This is a genomic window from Qiania dongpingensis, assembly GCF_014337195.1.
GTDB lineage: Bacteria > Bacillota > Clostridia > Lachnospirales > Lachnospiraceae > Lientehia > Lientehia dongpingensis.
Genome location: NZ_CP060634.1, coordinates 2,022,381 through 2,043,345, shown reverse-complemented (window position 1 = coordinate 2,043,345; position 20,965 = coordinate 2,022,381). Strand labels below are relative to the sequence as shown.

Below are 20,965 nucleotides of genomic sequence, written 5' to 3'. Positions count from 1 at the left end.
TTATCTATTTCGTTCTTCATAGTAGCAATGCAGGTATATGCTGCCAAGAGGGGTATTTGTATTCCAGCCATGTTGCTGCAGCTCTGCTTCCAGCTGCTCCAAAATAGTATTATCCTCCTCTGCACAATTTCCCGCATATCTTTGATACGGTTCTAATTTAACCCTTAAATTCCTCCATGTGGAGGCCGGCTTCTGGGCAAATGCCATCATAAACCGCAATTCATTTGTACATCGCGCATTTACTTTTTCCTCGCCGATAAAACGCTTTCTTTCCAGCCGTTCCGCGATACCCAGAAGCTTCCCATATATGGCGCTCCGCATATCTTTTTCGGCGTCCCATATCTGAGGCGTCCAGGAAAACCGTGTTTTTCGATAGAACACTCGCTGCATACCATAGTAACCATGCAGATAGCTGCCATCCAACGGTGCTATTGACTCTCGTTCCGACTGTGACATTTGCATTTCAATAATACCAATCAACCATTGATAATATTCAGCCTTCTCCCCTAATCTTTCCAGATAAGGAAGAAGTTTGTCATGTAGTCTTCCCCAGCTTTCATATGGCCTTGCTGCATACACCGTCATCATCTGCATGGCATTCGTCATGCCGATCCGTTCTCCGTCACTGGCCTCCTGCTCCGCAGCATCTGCAATCGCCAGCAAACATCCATATAGTTCTGAGCGTCTGCTTGATAGCTCATACAAGAATTTTTCTTCGTCTTCTTTCCGACCCTGCGGTTCCCATTTTTGAAAGAGGTTCTGCCTCTGGCTGGAAAACCCCTGCAGGAATTCCAACGAAAGCTCCCCGCATTCATACCTGTTCTTTCCCAGAAATAACTCTTCTATTTCTCCCAGTATCAATTGATATATCCTACCGTTAGTCCCAAGCTTTTTAAAACTTGGAATCAACTTCTCATGAATCTTCGGCCACGTTTCGAACGGGCGCTGTACGAACTGCTGCATTAAACGGATTGCATTCGTCGGGTAATCCCGTCCCTTATCCATTGCTCTTTCTTCAATAAAATCCGCCACAGCTAAAAGACGGCCATATAAATAGTCTGATTTTTTCGTATCAAGCTGCAATTCAGGGAAAAATGCTCCATTATCTCCCTGTTTCCCGCGCTGTTAAAAGCAATAAATCATCGCACAAGCAATATCCAGGCTGTCCTCCCATGAAGATCTGGACCATTGCCGTTCTTTGCCACTGACGAAAGCGAGAGGATTACATACTCTGTAAAATGCACTTCGAATAACATCCAAAGGCAGCGGCCGCTTGTCCACAATACAGCTCAAAATTTTTGCCTGCAGTTTACGCATCAATTTCGTATGGGATTTTTCACATTTTTTATCCTTCTTTGCCGCATTTACCGCGTCAATCCCCATTACGGCAACGGCAATACTGTCCGGAGTTGGGGTTCCTATTTCTTTTATTTTCTTTTTCCGGTTATATTGCCACCAGCAGCAATCCTTATACCAGTTTTCTAAACGTTCCACATATCCATTTCCAGGGCACTCCTGATAATAAGTAACGGACATCCTTCCATCCGTCGCCGCTTCCAATCCCAGTATCACCGTACAATTTATCCGTTCCGGGTTATAATCGCGAAGCTTACCTCCATAACCGCTGGCAGCGGAATTCACCTCTTTCGCGTAACTTGCAAATGTATTGATCACTGGTCTGGATGTATCCTCTTCCTCGTCTTCTTCCTCTCCCCAAAAACCATTTTTTTCATCAAGCGGTACTTTTATGACCGCACCATTTGTATTCCAAACCACCCATGTCATACCATATTTCTGTATTCCCTGACGCGCTATGAGCCAAGCCAACGCATTATGCGCGCGAACAGACGCGTCAAAACTAACCGATGCTGCGCTGCGGTCATCTATAAAACGTCCTTTATACTGAAAAGGAAATTCTGAGTCCTTCGCTGAAATCAATTTTGCATTTCCCTGCACCTTTGGATGATTTTCCACAAACGGAAGCATTATCCCTTCCACATAGCAGAACTCTCTGGCCCCCGGCATTTTATCCGAGAGAAAACTCCCCCAGCTCTGCCTGACATCTTCTCTGAGCCATAGATCATCGTTGCTTCCGTCCTGCATTTGAACAGAAAAACATACCATCGCTTTTGTGTCCTCACCCAATCCATCTCGTTTTTCTGCATTCTTATAGTATTTCAGCTTTAAATTCGGCTGTGACTCCAAATCAGCGAGGAGCGTATGTCTGTCCAGATATGTATATACCGCACGCAGGCAGACAGGTGCATCTGACTGCTCACACCATGCACTTAACTGTTCCATATATCGGCCAAACCGTATCAAATTCTTGTCCTCGTAGACCAGATATTTCAACTGTTCCACCAACGGAAAGGGCGCTCCGTTGTCACCAGTACGACTTTCTGCCTGTGGTGTGCTCGGAATTTCCTGAAACTGCGTTTCGTCCATTAACTCATCTGCTGATATAAATTGTCCATCCTGCGAAAGCACCACATGATATTTTACTTTTTTACGTACAAATCCCAATGGAACAAGCATAACGGACTCTTTTGATTGGCCGCAGACAATCCCGGCGTCATAAGCTTCACACAATTTCTGCATCCAGCCCATTCATTCCTCCTCCTTCCCCGGTAAATTCCGACTGAAGAGCTTCCTCCGTCAGGCCGCTGAAATTATTAAGCTCTTTTCCGAATTTCTTTACTTTCATCGGGCGAATCTTCCGCTTCATCTCTTCCGGAATTTCTTCCGGCAGAAGGAACCTGACCACTCCATCTATCATCTTTGGCCTCCAGAATCTGGCAGCCAAAATGGAATCACCGGTCTCATCCGGATAATCAAATCCATGAAACATTAACCCAAAATCCAATTCTCCATAGTCGTCATAATAGCTTTCTCCTTCGCCAAACGTACAAGGCTCCACATATCCCTGGCATTCTCTGGTTCCCAGGAAAATATCTCTGCGGCCTCCTTTCTCCACCATACGCTTTGCGATATTGTGGTGCTTATTCTCATTAAAATCATTTTCCAGATCTTCCCGCCGGTTTTCATTAAATATAAAATGTGCCCGGACCTGATAAGTCACATCCTCCAAATAAGTATAGACGGACAGTGTATTCTTCGGCGCGACGTAACTAATCGGCCGGATATTTTTCGATTCTGTTCGAATAGGCTTCATAATCCGGACTTCATCCACCACCCATAAAATAGACGGCTTCCAATATATGCTTTCTGTGATTCCTTTTAACGCCTGATAAGTCGGAAGCATATAGCTGAACTTCTCTCCGCCCATCCGGGCAATCGGATCACTGAATAATGCGTACTTTCCCGACACACAATATTCAATCTGATTTCTGATTTTCAATACGACATTCCTCCTTTGTTTTATTCGTACTTGTTGATATGGAAATGCCCGTTTACATAATCGTCACATTATGAGATCCACCATTTCCCGCGGCGTAATACTAACTCCGGCCCAGGCGTTGTAATACTCTTCCTTTAAAACAACTGCACCGGTATCTCCCAAAGAAATCAGGGCGCCTTCTCTTCCCAATCGCTCAAAAATCTGTTCAAATAAATCTACGCTGTATCGCTGTGCTTTTTTTAAATATTTGATTTCCTCACTGAGGGGATGCCGGCCGGCCAACTTTTCAATCAACTCTTTTCCCTTTCCATAAGGAACTATTACACTTTTTGTTTTTTGGTCGATGACTCGGAAAGCTGATCCGGCAGTCCGGAAGCTCTGACTAAGTCGTTTGCTGAGATTAGGTAAAGGATTATCCTGCAAATCCTCAGCTACATTCCGGCACTCTCTGTTAGTGGAAAACATGGTGACCAAATCTGAATTCCATTCTTTATACGGATATTTCTCCACCTTCTGAGTATAGACTTCTTCTTTTTCAAAATATTTTTTGATCATCTGTGGGGTTCCTATTTCATCTATATCTCCTATGCTGCTGAACAGGCTCATACTGATTTCTTTTCCTTTCTGGATATCCGGCAATCGCCCCAGTCTCTCCTCAGCCAGATTCCACAAATATATGTATCCCCTATCTGCTTCACAGTTTCGATTACAACGCCCAGCCGCCTGAACCACACTCGGAATGCCGGCCAAACTTCGTATCACGATTGGAAAGCTCACATTGATCCCCGCTTCGATCAAGGCTGTGGAAACACAGCAAACCAGTTTTTCTGCTTCCAGCCAGGCTTTAACCCACCGAACGATTTCTGTTCGATGCTCTGGACACATAAGTGTGCTCAGATGCACACACAAAACCTTGTTTTCTCCACAGTCTCTTGCATATTCCTCAAGTGCTTCATCCGAAAGCCCCTGTTTGATTTCTACTAAACCATAATTCAGTATTTCCAGCTGCTCTAAAATCCCCTTAAAAACATTCCAAGCCGCATCCTTTGTATTTACAATAGTCAGCACGGATTTTTTATCTCGAATAAACTCGACAATATCAATGGCAGCCTCTTGATATCTCCGCACCTCCAATTGAGGAATATAAGTTACCCGCTTTAATTTTCGATACAGCGCATCCACATCTGGGACTAATTCTTTCGCTTCTAAATTCAGCTCCGGCTGTGTTGCCGTACAGAGCAACACGGTACAGTTACAATACCGCACAAGAAATTGAATGGCTTTTTCAAACAATTCCCGGCATCTTTTAGGCAGAGCCTGAATCTCATCAAAAATAAGAACTGAATCCACAAGGCGGTACATTCTTCTTGCTTTGCTATTACCATTCTGAAACAACGAGTCCAGAAATTGAACTAAACTGGTCAAAATAATGTCGCTGTCCCATCGCTCTGTCAATCTTCGATACTTCTTCTCCTCTTCTTCATCCTCCAGGACCACATTGGAATGATGCTCGAGAATTGACGGATAATCAGAAAGCGCATCTCTGATATCCTTAGAATTTTGATCCAGTATCGTATTCATAGGTATAAAATAAAAAATTCTCCTCTGACCATACTTTTTGGCCTGAGCAAGGGCAAACCGCAGACTGGAATACGTTTTCCCTCCTCCCGTGGGAACTGACAGAGTATAAATTCCCGGTTTTAATTCTCCCGCATCTCTGCACCACTCGGATATATTCCATCGAATCTCCGCCAATTTCCCTTTTTTGGGAAAACTTCCCAAAAAAGTCTCAAGCTCAAGAAGAAGCTTTTTCCAATCCGGCTGATCATTCTGAAACGTTTCAAAGGGATTGGCATCATAATCAAAGCATGCAGAATCCCATCTGTCTGAATCAATAAGTACACTCAGTAAGAGCCGTGCCAGCATTCCCCAGTCAAAAGAATATTTATCCAGCCCAAATTTCTCTAGTTCTCCGCATGCCCCAGTAAACAGCTCATCCAATTCCTCGGCAGATGCTATCTCTGAATAGAAGTTTCCCATGGCCTCCATATAATAGTCATCCGACTGCTCCTCCAAACCATTCAAATATGGAGAATTTCCAGAATCATTCAAGCAGTCCGGCAAACCGGCATGATGCCCATAAATACACAAAGCGATCAATTGAGCCGTTTGCCTTTCCTTTACCGTTTTCGCCGGCATCCACCAATGCCGGTGAACATAGAGTGCCCCCAAGCCGGCGTGATTAGGGTGCTTATCGCCGGCCCCTCGCAAGAAGCTTAAAAAATCTACGGTTCCCTTCCCGAAGTCGTGAAGCAGACCAGTCAATTTTGCCAATATGCCTAAACCTAATTTTTCGGCTGCCCAAAAACATAATTTCGACACATTTCTGCTGTGTTCACTCCATGACTGTTCCCTCCCGTCGGATTCTCTTTTATGAGCGATCATACTGCACTTCTGTTCTTCTATTTCAAGAAGAAATCTGTCATAGTCAGACACAAACATTCTATCCTGTACAATGCGATATTTCTCAAACTCTGTTTCCGCATAAAGTTTCGCCTGTTCTGCACTGACTTTACCTGCACCCGTCAGTATTTCATTCCCATTGAATTCCAGGAACCCATCCAGGCGTTTTGCCCAATCCTCCATGCTCATTGGAATTTTACGTTCCGCCTGCAATTCTGCATAATCAAGATATAGCGATACAATTCTCTCCATATAGGACATTTCTTTATCATTCAAATAATTTTTGGCAATCGAGACATCTGACTTAACAATTTTCCCATCAGGAGCCGATGTCCAAGTAGTCAGGCCCATATATTCTTTCTCAGCATCAGCTCGTTCAACAATTAATTCTGCCGCTGTATGTCTGTGGACAGCCCAATGCATCTTATTTTGTACAGTTTGGAAAAAACGTCTGGTGGTCATTGCATCTTTATCGTAATCGAAAGCCGTAGCGTATAAGTCAGTAATTTTTTGATAAAATTTCCGTTCAGAAAGTCGTATTTCCCGAATATTCTGCAATTGCCTTTCAAAATATTCATCTGTAAACATATGACCTTTTTTCAGACGCTCCTTATCCATAGTCCAGCCCTGAATTGTATAATCTTTCACAATTTGTCCTGACCATTTACGAAAGCGTACCGCACGTTCATTATTCACCTTAAACCCAACAGCAATAATTGCCTGTAAATTATAGTGTTTCGTACAATAGGATTTACCATCTGCCGCAGTTATTAAGTATTTCTTAATAACTGCTTCTTCCAGTAATTCGCCATCTTCAAATATTTTCTTGAGGTGCTGATTGATTGCAGATACTGAAACATTATATAATTCCGCCATCATTTTCTGTGTCAGCCATATATTTTCATCTTCATATCGCATCTCAAAGCTGTCTGCCTGATCTCCAATAGACGCGACATATGTTAAATACTCTGCTGCAGAACTGTGTATTGTAACCTCTGTTTTCTTGTTTACCAAGTTTCCATCCCTCCTTTTCCCCATAAAGTTATCATATAAGCTCTGCTTTTAGATTTCTGCTTTTTCGTGCTCTATGAATACCGGATGGGCATCACTCAAGTCAGATAGTTTTGTTTCTTCCCAGTTCCACGCAGACCTCGCAGTGTACCCCCTGCGGGAACATATCCACCGGCTGTACTTTCTCCACCCTGTACGCTTCTTCGCACAAATATTTCAGATCCCTCGCCAAGGTGGCGGAGTCGCAGGACACATAGATGATCTTCCCTGGCCTCATCTGGACCATGGTCTTTAAAAGTGTCTCGTCACAGCCTTTCCTGGGCGGATCCACAACAATGACGTCCACAGAGGCCTCCTCATGCTCCTCATACCACCGGGGCACTACTTCCTCAGCCTTTCCCACAAAGAATTCCGTATTCGGAATACCGTTAAGCTTCGCATTTTCCCGGGCATTTTCTATGGCTGCCGGTACGATCTCCACCCCGAATACCTGTTTTGCCCTCTGTGCCAGAAACAGGGAGATGGTGCCGATACCGCAGTACAGATCCCATACGGTCTCCGAACCTGTCAGGCCGGCGTACTCCAGGACTTTCCCATAAAGCTTCTCCGTTTGGACAGGGTTCACCTGGTAAAAGGACTGTGGAGAAATCTTATAAGTGAGGGCGCCGATCCGGTCGGTGATATAAGGCAGGCCTGACAGGCAGACCACCTTCTCTCCCAATATTACATTGGTCCTTTCCCGATTGATATTGACAGATACCGAGGCCATCCCCTTTATTTCCATCAGCCGATCCGTCAAAACCTGCGCGCGGGGAAGGCGGTCTCCGTTGATGACCAGGCAGACCATGATCTCCCCGGTGTGATAACCTGTCCGAATCAAGGCGTGGCGTATCAGACCGGAATGCGTTTCTTCATTATAGGGTTCAATATGATACTCTTCCATGAACCTCTTTATGGTCTGCAGGATCTTTTCGCAGACCGGCGCTCCCAGACAGCATCCCTCTGCTTCGACAATGGAGTGAGTCCGGCCTGCATAAAAGCCATAGACGATTCTCCCGTCCTTTGCCCTACCAAAAGGAAATTGTCCCTTGTTCCGGTAATGAAAGGGGCCGCTTCCCCCGGTTTCTCCCCGAGTCTCTTTTTCTGAAAAGGGTTCTTCTCCTATTTCCATTCCCAATATCGGCTCCATGGGAAGGCTGTCCTCTGAAAAGCCCCCGATGCGTACCAGATGATTCCGAACCTTATCCTCCTTAAACTGAAGCTGTCTTTCATAGGACATCGCCTGAAGCTGGCATCCCCCGCAGGGCGCAGCGGCGGGACATCTAGGCGTCACCCGAAAGGGGGACGGCTCCAAAATGGACAGCACGCGGCCATAGCCATAGTGCTTTTTGGCTTTCACCACTTTTCCCTCGATACGGTCTCCGATGACCGCATCCTTAATAAAAAGGGTATAGCCATTGACTCTGCCTATACCCTCTCCCTGTTCATTCATATCTTCAATAACCGTCTGAAAAACCTGGTTTTTTTCCAATATAAAAACTCCTTATTCCGGCCGCCTTCCATCTATCGCCGGCGGCCTGCAATTTTAGATTTGATTCCGGGTTCAAAGCTCCGTGGACATCCGCACATTGGAATCCATCAGCCGGTTGAATCCCAGCCAGTCATGATTACCCGCATTCCCTGCCAGAAGCTCCGTCATCGTCTGCATCTTAGCATCGGTATTGTCCGCGAAATTCAGCGCTATGGCCTCCGCCAGCGCCGGTTTCTTCGGAGAACCGTACTCATACTCCCCATGGTGGGCCAGAATACAATGCTTTAATTCCGACGCCGTCTTATGGGGAAAGCCCGGTACCGTCTTAAGCTTCTCATCAACCATCAGCGTACCCATCACTATATGCCCAAGCAGCTGGCCGTCATCGGTGTAGTCATTTTCCGGAAAGTCCGAAAGCTCCTTCGTTTTACCAATATCATGAAACAGCGCGGCGGCGATCAGCAGGTCCCGTTTCAGGACCGGATAATGGCCGCAGTAAAAATCACATAGCTGCGCCACGCTCAGAGTGTGCTCCAATAAACCTCCCACAAAGCCGTGGTGAACGGTCTTTGCCGCCGAATGTCCTTTGAAGGACTGGATAAACGCCTTATCCTCCACAAAAAAGCGCTCCGCCAGGGTCCTCAGCTTCTCATTTTCAATGCTTTTCACAAAACGGAGGAGCTCCGCATACATCTGGTCAATATTTTTGGAGGAAACGGGGAGATAATCCGCAGGATTGTATTCCCCTGCGGCAGCCATCCGCACACGCCGGACATTGACCTGCAGCGCCCCCTGAAAGCTGGTGACATCGCCGTCGATCTTAATATAATCCAATGCTTCAAAATGGTCGATGCCTCCGGAAAGCTCCCATATCTTTCCGTCCACAACGCCGGTTTTATCCTGCAGTACAAGGGAATAATACGTCTTTCCCATTTTAGTCTTCGCAACCTGCTTCGTCTTGCAAAGATAAATTTCTGAAAGCCGTTCGCCCTCGCGTAAAGTCTCAATATATTTCATTTCATTCTCCCGTCTAATTTCTTATCTTTTCTATTTTCCGGCTTTTGATATGCCGTTTTTCCATCGTATCAAAGCCGTTCTGCCGGGCTTATCGTAGGAAATCCCCCTCACCGTACGCCCAGCCCTACAGGAAATTCAATCTCCGTATAGCCTTCCCGGCCAATCCTCTGAGCTTTTACCAGGACCGTATCTCCGGGATTTTTTCCCTCCAGATAGCTTTGGAGTTCTTTGACGGTCAGGACCTCAGTACCGTCCAGCCCGACGATCACATCTCCGCTCTGGATTCCTACATTGTATGCCGGGCCCTCCAGGACCGCGTCCGACACATAAATCCCCCTCGGGACCTGATATTTTTCGCTGATCTCCGCAGTCACATCCTGTCCGATCACTCCCAAATAAGCAAGCGGCACGCCGTTTGATAACCGTTCGATCACTGTCTTAAGATCCGAAATCCCTATGGCTCCCGTATTAGTCCCCACTGTTTTGGATGTGATCATGCCGATGATCTGCCCGTCCAGATTCAACACAAAACCGGTGGCCTGAGCGCTGGTGGACACATCTGTATAAAGCATCCGCACCTCCGCGTCTTCCTTTTGAACGCTGGTCCTGACATAGGTGATCATTCCATATGCTACAGAACCCACATAATCCTTCGGGCTTCCGGCCAGAATCACCGGCTGACCAATCTTCGCGCCAAAAGAATTGCCCAGAGGCACCTGGCTGACCGCGCTTTTTGTGACCTCATCCACGCTTCCCAAAGGAACGCACACAATGGCGATCCCGGTCTTTCCATCTGCAGCCTTTACAAACGCAGAAACCTTCGTTCCATTGCAGAATGTCACCTCAACAGTCGTTTCATTTTCCGAAACCTGGTAACTGGTCAGAACCAGCATCTCTGAAGCCGTGACGTTCCATATCACGCCCGAAGCCTTTCCTTCTGTTTCAATGGTATTGTTAAACCAGTCTGTCTCCTGGGTCCTGGTCGTGACCGTCACGATCCCGGTATTCACCCCGGCAGCCGTCTGACTCATGGCCTCATAGAGGTTTTCATAGTCTTGTACGCTCCAGCGATAGGACTCCACCGCGGATTCCACCACGTCTTTGATGTCTTCTTCCGTCTCCGTCTCTTCTGTGGTCGTCTCCGGGGGGGCCGTTTCGGCCGCGGCCGTGGTCTCTTCGTCCTTGGGTATATGGATAGCCGTCTCCGGCGGCTCCTTGCTGAACCATTTCTCAGCATGTGGCTTAAGCCCTGCAAAGACCAGACAGGAGACCACACCAAAAATAACCGCGCTCACCACCAGCACGGCAATCCTGTTGATCCACTTTCTGCGGCTCTCCGCCTTGTTCAGAATCCTCTCCCGCACAAACATAGACTCTGGTTCCCGCCCAGTCTCCTGCCTGTCCTCTTTTTTCCCCTCAGGGTACTTTGGAGCTTCCTCTGAGGCCTCAAGATCCTCTTGATTCCTATCGTTTAAATCTGCCATACAAACTCTCCTTGACAACAGATACAAAGCCCAAATAGAAACACTGTTTCTATTATAGATGATATCCCCTGTTTTTTGAAGTGTTTTAACAAATTTTTTCCCAAATCACAAAAAGTTTGGTATACTAATAGCCGAGGAGAGTGCCTATGAATCGAAAAGTTCTGCATACTTTGGAATTTGATAAAATAATTGAAAACTTAACGGATCATGCTTCCACACCTTCCGGCAGAGAACTGTGCCGGACACTGGAGCCCATGACCCATATCGACGACATCCGTCTGGCCCAGAGGGAGACCTCCGACGCAGTGTCACGGATCATTCACAACGGACCTTTGTCCTTCTCCGGCGTCCATGATATCCGCGGTTCCCTGAAACGTCTTCAGATTGGAGGCGTCCTTGGCATGTCCGAGCTTCTTCATATCAGCAGCCTTTTATCCGCTACGGCCAGGGTAAAGTCCTATGGAAGAAGCAATATGGAAGACGGCATTGCCGATTCCTTAACAGAAGCATTCAGCCTGCTGGAGCCTCTGACTCCACTGAATCAGGAAATACAAAGGTGTATCCTGTCCGAGGAAGAGATGAGCGATGACGCCAGCTCCGGGCTGCGCCATGTGCGCCGCTCCATCCGGGTCACCGGAGAGCGTATCCACAGCCAGTTAAACACCCTTCTGAACGGAAACCGCGCCTATCTGCAGGATGCCGTCATCACAACCCGCGACGGACGCTACTGCCTGCCGGTCAAGGCAGAATATAAAGCCCAGGTGCCGGGAATGATACACGATCAGTCCTCCACCGGGTCCACCTATTTTATTGAACCCATGGCGGTCATCCGCCTGAACAACGAGCTCCGGGAGCTGGAAGCCCAGGAACAGAAAGAAATAGAAGCGGTCCTGGCCGTTCTCAGCAGCTCCGCTGCGGAACAGGCTGTTTATCTGGAGTCTGATTACGAGCTTCTCGGACGTCTGGACTTTATCTTTGCCAGAGCAGCTCTTTCCGCCCATTATAAATGTACGGAGCCAGTCTTCAACACAGAGGGATATCTTTATATCAAGGATGCCAGGCATCCGCTTCTGGATCCCCGGACCGTAGTTCCGATCACCGCAGAGCTGGGAAAGGAATTTGACCTGCTGATTATCACCGGTCCCAATACCGGCGGCAAAACAGTTTCTCTGAAGACTGTGGGGCTCTTTACCCTGATGGGGCAGAGTGGTCTCCATATCCCTGCCTTTGAAGGCTCTCAGCTGGCAGTCTTTGACGAGGTATTCGCTGATATCGGTGATGAACAGAGCATTGAGCAAAGTCTCAGCACCTTTTCATCCCACATGACCAACATCGTTTCCATCCTGGAAAAAGCGGACAGCCGTTCTCTGGTCCTGTTTGACGAGCTGGGGGCGGGAACGGACCCCACGGAGGGAGCCGCGCTGGCGATCTCCATCCTCACATTCCTGCACAATATGAAGGTACGGACCATGGCCACGACCCATTATAGCGAGCTCAAGGTGTACGCACTGTCCACAGACGGTGTGGAAAATGCCTGCTGTGAATTTGACGTGGACACCCTTCGGCCCACTTACCGTCTGCTGATAGGTATACCTGGAAAGAGCAACGCGTTTGCCATATCGAAAAAACTCGGCCTTCCCGAATACATCATAGAAGATGCCAGAAAACGCATCGGCAGTGAAGACACCGCCTTTGAAGACCTGCTATCTGACCTGGAAAAAAACAGAGTGGAGCTGGAACGGGAACGGCTGGAGGTCAACAGCTATAAAGCGGAGATCGCCATGCTGAGGGAACAGCTGTCGAAAAAGCAGGATCGTCTGGACGAGAATCGGGAAAAAATCCTGGCCCGGGCCAACGAAGAAGCCAGAAAGATCCTGGCCGACGCCAAGGCATCCGCCGACGAGACCATCCGGAATATCAACCGGCTTTCCACCAAATCCGGCGTGGGCAAGGAACTGGAAAAAGAACGAAAAAAGCTTCGTGACCACCTGGATAAAGTGAACAGCAGCATGGCAGTAAAAGCACAGAAACCTAAAAAGGCCTACCGGCCTGAGGATTTTCGCGTGGGCGACGCCGTCCGCGTACTGTCCATGAACCTGAACGGCACAGTCAGCACCCTGCCCAATCCAAAAGGCGAAGTGACGGTCCAAATGGGCATTCTGCGGTCCCAGGTGAACATCAAGGACCTGGAGCTTCTGCAGGAAGATACCATATCCACCCCCATAGGGAATATGGGAAAAAAGGAGATTCAGAAAAACGGTCATTCCGGCTCTATCCGGATGTCCAAATCCTCCTCCGTCTCCCCGGAGATCAATCTGATCGGAAAGACGACCGACGAAGCCATCCCGGAATTGGATAAATATATCGATGACGCTTATCTGGCCCATCTGCCCCAGGTGAGAGTGATCCACGGCCGGGGGACCGGCGCTCTGAAAAATGCCGTGCATCAATTTTTGAGGCGCTGCCGCCATGTATCCTCCTATCGCCTGGGGGATTTTGGGGAAGGCGGGACCGGTGTCACCATCGTACAGTTTTCTAATGACAAATAGGAGGAAAACATGGCATCCAAACAGAAGATCCTGATAGTCGACGATGATGAAAACATTGCCGAGCTGATTTCTTTATATTTGCTTAAGGAATGTTACGAAACACGGATAGTGCATGACGGAGAGTCTGCCCTCCAGGCCTTTCCCGCTTTTCAGCCGGATCTGATCCTCCTGGATCTGATGCTGCCCGGCATCGACGGGTATCAGGTCTGCAGAGAGCTGAGAAAAGACACGTCCGTTCCCATTATCATGCTTTCCGCCAAAGGAGAGGTCTTTGACAAAGTCCTGGGCCTGGAACTGGGCGCCGATGATTATATCATCAAACCCTTTGATTCCAAGGAACTGGTGGCCAGGGTAAAAGCGGTCCTTCGCCGCGCCGTCCCTCCTGCCCCTTCTTCTCTTCCGGTACCGGAGCAGCAGGGACAATACGTGGAATTTCCTGATCTGATCGTGAATCTGACAAATTACTCTGTGATCTACATGGGACATTCCGTGGAAATGCCTCCGAAGGAGCTGGAGCTCCTCTATTTTCTTGCGTCCTCCCCCAACCAGGTCTTCACCAGAGAACAGCTTCTCGATCACATTTGGGGATACGAATACGTGGGCGATACCCGGACCGTGGACGTGCACATCAAGCGTCTCCGGGAAAAGATCAACGACCACCCGGCGTGGCAGCTGTCCACTGTCTGGGGCATAGGATATAAATTCGAGGTAAAGAGATGAGAGTCTCCCTGTATGTAAAGGTTTTATTCGGCTATCTGATCTTCGGCGTCCTTGGCTTCATTACGATCGCCTTTTTCTCATCCAATATGACACTCCAATATCTGGAGCGGGACCGGGCAGATCAGCTTTACAATGAAGCCAGCCTGATAGCCGGAAACTGCCGGCAGAAATATTCCGGCTCCAATATAAATTTTGATTCTCTTGGGCCCCAGCTCTCTTCCATAGGCTCTTATTTTGACGCCGATATCTGGATCGTGGAAAAGCAGGGGAAGATCGTCTACCGCAGCGACGGGCTTCCCGTGGGCACTTCCATCGAAGGGTTCGATCCTTCAGAGCAGGGGAGGGGCCGCTATGTCATCGGCCACTATTATGAATTATTCGAAGATTCTGTCCTCAGCGTCACGGCACCCATTTCGGCCAATTTCAGCACCTATGGATACGTAGTTCTTCATCAGTCAGTATCCGGCATATACGATGTAAGAGACAGGATCCTCAATATCATATACATTACTTTCCTGATAGTCTTCGCCATTTCCCTGGTGATCCTATGGATATTCCGGATCTATATCTTCCAGCCCATCAAGCAAATCACCACCGCGGCCAACGAATTCGCCTCTGGAAACCTCAAGTATAATCTAAAGCTCCATTCGGAGGATGAGATCGGATATCTGGCTGATACGCTGAATTATATGGCCCATGAGCTCAATAATAAGGAAGAGGACCAGCGGAAATTCATATCCAATGTCTCCCACGATTTCCGTTCTCCTCTCACATCCATAAAGGGATATCTGGAGGCCATGATTGACGGTACGATACCGCCTGAGCTCTATGAGAAATATATGAAGCTTGTCATATCTGAGGCGGACAGACTGACTAAGCTGACCTCCAGCACGCTGGCTCTGCAGTCCTTGGATTCCATGGGAAATCTTCTGGATATCACGGCCTTTGACATCAATCAGGTCATCCGGGATACGGTAGCGGCCTTTGAAGGAATCTGCAAGCCCAAGAATCTGAACTTCGACCTGATCTTTGCCGAGCGCTGCTTCTTTGTCCAGGCAGACATGGGAAAGATCCAGCAGGTCCTGTATAATCTGGTGGACAACGCCATAAAATTTTCTCGTCCCAATGCAACCATATGGATCGAAACGTATGAACGCCATGAGAAGATATTTATTTCTGTAAAAGACAGCGGCATCGGAATATCCAAGGACAGTCTGAAAAAAATCTGGAGCCGTTTCTATAAGTCAGACGCTTCCCGCGGCAAAGATAAGAGCGGAACGGGGCTTGGTCTTTCCATCACAAAAGAAATCATCACGGCACACAATGAAAACATCGATGTGATCAGTACAGAAGGCATCGGGACAGAATTTATCTTCACGCTGCCGAAGGGCAGTCCAGTAAAATCATAGACCGAAAACCTGGAGGAAACGGCATGAGTAAATTTGAATTATCACTTTCCGATTGTGTGAAAACCGCGGGCCTTCTGCTGGCCGCTTACGCCGCCTGCCGGCTTCTTCAGCCTCTGACCGGCGCGGAGAACAACACCGCGCTGATCTTTGTTCTCGCCGTGGTCATCATTTCCCGCATAACAAAAGGATATCTATATGGAATTTTTGCTTCTCTGGTAAGTATGTTCTGCATCAACTATTTTTTCACTTACCCTTACTCTCAGTTCAATTTCAGCCTCAGCGGCTATCCGGTCTCTTTTCTGACCCTTTTTGCCGTATCCACCACGGTATGCGCCCTCACCGCACAAGCCAAGCGGCAGACAGAATTGGCTGTCGACCGGGAAAAACAGGCCAAGGAACTTTTTGAAATGAATCAGAAGCTGGCAGACGAACAGCAGGAAATCCGGATGGTAGCAGAGCAGGAAAAAATCCGGAATAATCTCCTGCGCGCCATTTCCCATGACCTCCGCACTCCTCTGACATCCATATTTGGCTCCAGCTCCACACTGCTGACCGATACGACTGAGGTTCTAAGTGATAACGCAAAAAAACTCCTGGCCGATATCCGGGATGATTCAGAATGGCTCATCCGGATGATTGAAAACCTGCTGATCGTGACAAAAATAAGCTCTTCTCCCACCGCCCTGAAAAAAACAGAGGAGGCGGCCGAGGAAATCGTAGCAGAGGCAGTCTCTCAGACCAAAAAACGATATCCCAAGCTGGAAGTAACCGCCCATGTACCGGATCAGCTCCTATTTGTACCCATGGACCCGATACTCATCGAGCAGGTCCTGATCAATCTCCTGGAGAACGCAATCCGCCATTCAGGCGATACCAGCCATATCCTGCTGGATGTGGAAAAGGACGGAGACTACGCTGTTTTCGCCGTTTCTGACAGAGGGCGCGGTCTTTCAGAAGAGGTCCTCAAAATGCTGGAAAAAGGAAAACTTCAGTCACTGAACACGGGAGGCGATTCTACCCGCGGCATGGGTATAGGGCTGTCCGTATGCCAAAGCATTGTTCAGGCTCACAACGGTTATTTTAAAGCAGAGAACTCCCGCTCCGGAGGGGCGGTGTTCCGGTTCGGCCTGCCACTTACGACACAAAAGGAGGAAACACCATGAGCAGCAAACGAACGATTCTTGTCGTCGAAGACGAAGCGAGCATATGTAACTTTATTACTACGATTCTCCATTCAAACGGCTATACCGCCGTAGTGGCCGGAAGCGCCAGCCAGGCGAAAAGCATGATCTCCTCTTACTGCCCGGATCTGATCCTGCTGGACCTGGGACTTCCTGATATGGACGGCCTGGATTTCCTGTCTTCCATACGCCAGTGGTGCCACACCCCCATAATCGTTGTTTCCGCCAGGACTCATGAGTCTGAGAAAGTACAGGCGCTGGATCTGGGCGCGGATGATTATATTACAAAGCCCTTCGGCATATCTGAACTGACGGCCAGAATCCGGACTGCCCTGCGTCACGCAGACCAGGTAGTATCCTCCGCAGGAGTACCGGCTGCCCGGTTCAGCGCAGGCGATCTCATAGTGGATCTGGACAGGCGGCTCGTAACTGTGGCAGGAAAAGAGATCCACTTCACTCAGATAGAATTCAAGATCATAGCTCTTCTCTGCCAGCATGCCGGAAAAGTCCTGACTTATGACTATATCCTGAAACAAATCTGGGGGCCCTATGCCGTAAACGACAATCAGATACTCCGGGTTAATATGGCCAATATACGCCGGAAGCTGGAGGAGAATCCCGCCAGCCCCAAATATATACTGACCGAGCTTGGAGTCGGCTACCGGATGCTTGAAAACCAGTGATGGAATTATTTTCCCATCAGGCTTTGCAGCAGCAGCCAATTGGCGCGGAAGGGACGCATCAGATTCCAATATCCTACTCCCATAAGCCCATAAGCGTCCGCCAATTCCAGCTTCGCCTCGATGCTCCGCACGTCCTCAAACCACACTTCATGCTGTATCCCATTTTCCCAATAGGTAAAATGGGGGCTTTGGGCCACATCGTCAAACTGTATCGCCGCGCCCTGGGCTGCCGCTATTTGTACGGCCTCCACATTCCCGATCACTCTTGCCTCACTGGTTCCCCGGGTAAACGGAAGGGTCCAATCATAAGCATAGTTGGGAATTCCCATAATGATCTTTTGGGCAGGTATCTCCTGCACGGCATAGTCCACCACTTCCCTCACCTTATTTAACGGAGCCACCGCCATGGGAGGTCCATAAGTGTATCCCCATTCGTATGTCATCAGAAACACATGGTCCGCATTCTGTCCCAGCAGCCGGTAATCCACTCCCTCATAGATCAGTCCCGGCTGATCAGCCGAGGTCTTTGGAGCCAGAGCCACAGATACTATGTATCCATTGGCATTCATCACGCTTCTCAGTTCTCCCACAAACCCTGCATATGCCTCTCTGTCCTGGGGTAAAATGTATTCGAAATCCACATCCACCCCTGCATACCCCCTGTCACGGACTGCCGTCAGAAGATTCTGAATCAGAGTATTCCGGATTGCCGCATCCTGAACAATGGTCTGTATCAAATAATTATTGAATTTACCGTCCGGCCCAAAGGGCGTCAGGACGAGCATCGGAGAAATGCCGTAATTCCATGCCAGCTCCACAAGCCACAGATCGTCTGCCTGCGGATAGACCAAAGCGCCCTGCAGTGTGAACCCGAAGGAGAACACCAAAAGCTCATTGAGAATCGGCAGGGATTCCTGCAGAACCGTTCTTTCTACATAGGGGTACGCATAACCGGTCACATACATCGGGCGGATTTTAACCGCATCTCCAGCCGCGATATATAACGCCTGGCCTTCTGCAAGATGGCTCTGTCCATATAGTTGATTATCGTATTCGATCCGCTCTTCCGGCACTCCGAACTCCTGTGAAATCCCATATAAAGTATCTCCCCCGGAAACCACATATATCATATATTCGACCTTTAAGTTTCTTTGATTTATCATATGAAGAAAAAAACATAAGGAGAATACCATTCGGTTTTACTTTCTTAACGGTATTTTAACGGATATCCCGCTTTTCATAGCGGCTTTTTAACGGGTTTCTATTATATAATGATTACGAAGTTAAGACCACATGGATTGTGGTTACTGTCTAATTGCCCCTTTCGACCGTTTAACGGTCCAATTAGATTCCATAACTCAAAAGACCTGCATCCCCCCGGTGCAGGTCTTTTTCTGTCAAAACCATTCAAGCCTGTGCAGCTTTCCCTGCGTCCTCATATGGGAAAACCCATTCTGGCGCAGGGCTTCATACAAAACAACCGCCACAGAGTTCGCTAAATTCAGAGAGCGGATATCGCCTATCATCGGAATCCGAATGGCCGTATCCCGGTGCTCCACCAAAATCTCTTCCGGGATACCGGCACTTTCTTTTCCGAACATGATATAGGCATCCGGCTCATAAGACACCTCCGTGTATACATTCAGTCCTTTCGTGGTAGCCATATAGATCCGTTTCCTGGCCTCCGGATTCCGTTCCAGAAAATCCGGATAATTGTCATATACCGTCACATCCAGACTATCCCAATAGTCCAGTCCCGCCCGTTTCAGCGACTTTTCGTTGATCTTGAATCCCAGAGGCTCAATCAAGTGCAGACGGCTTCCCGTAGCCACACAAGTCCTGCCGATATTTCCGGTGTTGGCCGGCATCTCCGGTTCCAGGAGCACAATATTCATCATTTCCCCTTTTCCTCCAGGCGTTTCACAAAACGTCCCACACGGCCCAATGCTTCCTTCAGCGCTTTCAGCGAATACGCATAGGAAATACGGATGAACCCCTCGCCGCAGGAACCAAAGGCGCTGCCCGGCACCACCGCCACTTTTTCTTCTTTTAGAAGAGTCTCCGCGAATTCTTCTGAGCTCATGCCAAACCGCTTGATATTGGGAAATACATAAAACGCTCCTTTCGGCTCAAAACAGGACAATCCCATCTCCTTCAACGTCTTTAGAACGAACCTGCGTCTCTGGTCATAGGACTCTCTCATCATCGCCACGTCGTCATCCCCGTTCCGCATCGCTTCCACCGCGGCATACTGGCTCGTGGTGGGGGCGCACATGATGGCATACTGATGGATTTTGAGCATCTGTTCCAGGATCATCCTGGGGGCCGCCGTATATCCCAGCCGCCATCCGGTCATGGCATAGGCCTTGGAAAATCCGTTGATCAGGACAGTCCTCTCCCACATTCCAGGAAGGGAAGCGATCGTCACATGATTTCCGCTGTAGGTCAGTTCGGAATAAATTTCATCTGTGATGACCATGATATCCTTTTCCCGCACCACCTCAGCTATGGGCTCCAGATCCTTTCTTTCCATGATGGCCCCCGTAGGATTATTGGGAAAAGGAAGTATCAGTACCTTTGTCTTCGGTGTGATATGGGCAATCAGCTCCTCTGCCGTCAGCCGGAATTCATTTTCTTCCTTCAGCTCTATAACGACCGGAACGGCATCTGCCAGAACCGCACACGGATAATACGACACATAACAAGGTGTGGGGATCAGAACCTCATCACCGGGATTTATCATGGCGCGCAGGGCCAGGTCTATCGCCTCACTGCCGCCCACTGTGACCATGATCTCATGATCCGGGTCGTACTCTACCTGGCAGCGGCGCTTCAGGTAACTGCCGATTTCCTGCTTCAGCTCCTTGAGCCCCGCGTTGGAGGTATAAAAGGTCCGGCCTTTTTCCAGGGAATATATTCCTTCTTCCCGGACATGCCACGGAGTGTCAAAGTCCGGCTCTCCCACTCCAAGAGAGATAGCATCGGGCATTTCACTGACAATATCAAAAAATTTACGGATGCCCGAGGGCTCCAAAGCTACGGCTTTCTCTGACAAGGGATTTCTCATGGCGTCACCAGCATCCTTTCATCTGTAGTTTTTTCCTCCAGGACCGTACCGTGATCTTTATACTTTTTCAGTACAAAATGTGTGGCCGTACTCAGCACGGACTCCAGCGGAGACAGCTTGCTGGAGACAAATAAGGCCACGTCCTTCATGGTCTTCCCTTCCAGGATGACCATAAAATCAAAGGCTCCTGATACCAGATACACCGCATGCACTTCGTCATAATGGTAAATGCGCTCTGCAATACTGTCAAAACCCATTCCTCTCTGGGGAGCAACCTTCACCTCAATCAATGCCGTGACCTTTTCCTCCGTCACCTTATCCCAGTTTATCAGCGTGTGATAACCGCAGATGATCCCTTCCGATTCCATGGCCGCGATCTCATTCATCACATCGGTCTCTTCTTTGCCGAGCATCGCCGCCAGATCCTTCACATCAATCCTGCTGTTCTTTTCTATCATGGATAAAATTTTTTCTCTCATTTTCTTTTCCTTT

16 protein-coding genes and 1 pseudogene are annotated in these 20,965 nt (G+C 48.5%); 5 read left to right on the top strand and 12 right to left on the bottom strand.

Annotated elements, in window-relative coordinates; translation table 11 throughout:
• The 8 genes and pseudogenes from H9Q78_RS09515 to H9Q78_RS09480 form a co-directional block, all read right to left on the bottom strand.
• Entirely contained in the window at positions 1-1,083 is a 1,083-nt protein-coding gene (locus tag H9Q78_RS09515; protein ID WP_283245047.1) for a type I-C CRISPR-associated protein Cas8c/Csd1, read from the bottom strand.
• Positions 1,084-1,125: 42 nt separating this feature from the next.
• Positions 1,126-2,607: a type I-C CRISPR-associated protein Cas8c/Csd1 gene (locus tag H9Q78_RS09510; protein WP_249301277.1), complete on the bottom strand. Its 1,482-nt coding sequence runs from the start codon at positions 2,605-2,607 to the stop codon at positions 1,126-1,128.
• On the bottom strand, positions 2,582-3,358 hold the full coding sequence (cas5c, locus tag H9Q78_RS09505) for a type I-C CRISPR-associated protein Cas5c (RefSeq protein ID WP_249301276.1): 777 nt from the start codon (positions 3,356-3,358) through the stop codon (positions 2,582-2,584). Before cas5c ends, H9Q78_RS09510 begins: the two co-directional genes overlap by 26 nt.
• A gap of 63 nt (positions 3,359-3,421) precedes the next feature.
• Positions 3,422-5,803 (bottom strand): CRISPR-associated endonuclease Cas3'', encoded by a 2,382-nt coding sequence (locus H9Q78_RS09500; RefSeq protein WP_249304808.1) that lies wholly within the window; start codon positions 5,801-5,803, stop codon positions 3,422-3,424.
• A gap of 9 nt (positions 5,804-5,812) precedes the next feature.
• Positions 5,813-6,835: pseudogene (locus tag H9Q78_RS14585) on the bottom strand (virulence RhuM family protein); the annotation flags it as partial.
• Positions 6,836-6,935: 100 nt separating this feature from the next.
• The gene (gene rlmD / locus H9Q78_RS09490; protein ID WP_249301274.1) at positions 6,936-8,363 is read right to left on the bottom strand and encodes a 23S rRNA (uracil(1939)-C(5))-methyltransferase RlmD; all 1,428 of its coding nucleotides are present in this window, start codon (positions 8,361-8,363) and stop codon (positions 6,936-6,938) included.
• A 72-nt stretch (positions 8,364-8,435) separates the two neighbouring features.
• Entirely contained in the window at positions 8,436-9,380 is a 945-nt protein-coding gene (locus tag H9Q78_RS09485) for a 3'-5' exoribonuclease YhaM family protein (protein WP_249301273.1), read from the bottom strand.
• Positions 9,381-9,487: 107 nt separating this feature from the next.
• Positions 9,488-10,864 (bottom strand): S1C family serine protease, encoded by a 1,377-nt coding sequence (locus H9Q78_RS09480; RefSeq protein WP_249301270.1) that lies wholly within the window; start codon positions 10,862-10,864, stop codon positions 9,488-9,490.
• Between the two features lie 146 nt (positions 10,865-11,010).
• On the opposite strand from H9Q78_RS09480, the gene H9Q78_RS09475 reads away from it, so the two are divergent.
• Genes H9Q78_RS09475 through H9Q78_RS09455 form a run of 5 tightly spaced genes read left to right on the top strand, consistent with a single transcriptional unit; the run spans position 11,011 to position 17,406 of the window.
• Positions 11,011-13,413 (top strand): endonuclease MutS2, encoded by a 2,403-nt coding sequence (locus tag H9Q78_RS09475; protein ID WP_249301268.1) that lies wholly within the window; start codon positions 11,011-11,013, stop codon positions 13,411-13,413.
• A 9-nt stretch (positions 13,414-13,422) separates the two neighbouring features.
• On the top strand, positions 13,423-14,133 hold the full coding sequence (locus H9Q78_RS09470) for a response regulator transcription factor (RefSeq protein ID WP_249301266.1): 711 nt from the start codon (positions 13,423-13,425) through the stop codon (positions 14,131-14,133).
• Positions 14,130-15,542 (top strand): sensor histidine kinase, encoded by a 1,413-nt coding sequence (locus H9Q78_RS09465; protein WP_249301264.1) that lies wholly within the window; start codon positions 14,130-14,132, stop codon positions 15,540-15,542. The genes H9Q78_RS09470 and H9Q78_RS09465 overlap by 4 nt, the downstream gene beginning before the upstream one ends.
• 23 nt (positions 15,543-15,565) lie before the next feature.
• Positions 15,566-16,705 (top strand): sensor histidine kinase, encoded by a 1,140-nt coding sequence (locus tag H9Q78_RS09460; protein ID WP_249301263.1) that lies wholly within the window; start codon positions 15,566-15,568, stop codon positions 16,703-16,705.
• Entirely contained in the window at positions 16,702-17,406 is a 705-nt protein-coding gene (locus H9Q78_RS09455; protein ID WP_249301261.1) for a response regulator, read from the top strand. The genes H9Q78_RS09460 and H9Q78_RS09455 overlap by 4 nt, the downstream gene beginning before the upstream one ends.
• A gap of 5 nt (positions 17,407-17,411) precedes the next feature.
• Here H9Q78_RS09455 and H9Q78_RS09450 read toward each other — a convergent pair whose 3' ends face one another.
• From H9Q78_RS09450 to H9Q78_RS09435, 4 genes are all read right to left on the bottom strand, one after another.
• Positions 17,412-18,536: a glycosyl hydrolase family 18 protein gene (locus H9Q78_RS09450; protein WP_249301260.1), complete on the bottom strand. Its 1,125-nt coding sequence runs from the start codon at positions 18,534-18,536 to the stop codon at positions 17,412-17,414.
• A 267-nt stretch (positions 18,537-18,803) separates the two neighbouring features.
• Positions 18,804-19,304, bottom strand: coding sequence for a tRNA (cytidine(34)-2'-O)-methyltransferase (locus tag H9Q78_RS09445; protein WP_249301258.1), 501 nt, complete (start codon positions 19,302-19,304; stop codon positions 18,804-18,806).
• Positions 19,301-20,473, bottom strand: coding sequence for an aminotransferase class I/II-fold pyridoxal phosphate-dependent enzyme (locus H9Q78_RS09440; RefSeq protein ID WP_249301256.1), 1,173 nt, complete (start codon positions 20,471-20,473; stop codon positions 19,301-19,303). Before H9Q78_RS09440 ends, H9Q78_RS09445 begins: the two co-directional genes overlap by 4 nt.
• Positions 20,470-20,952, bottom strand: coding sequence for an Lrp/AsnC family transcriptional regulator (locus H9Q78_RS09435; protein WP_249301254.1), 483 nt, complete (start codon positions 20,950-20,952; stop codon positions 20,470-20,472). The genes H9Q78_RS09440 and H9Q78_RS09435 overlap by 4 nt, the downstream gene beginning before the upstream one ends.
• Between the last annotated feature and the right edge of the window lie 13 nt (positions 20,953-20,965).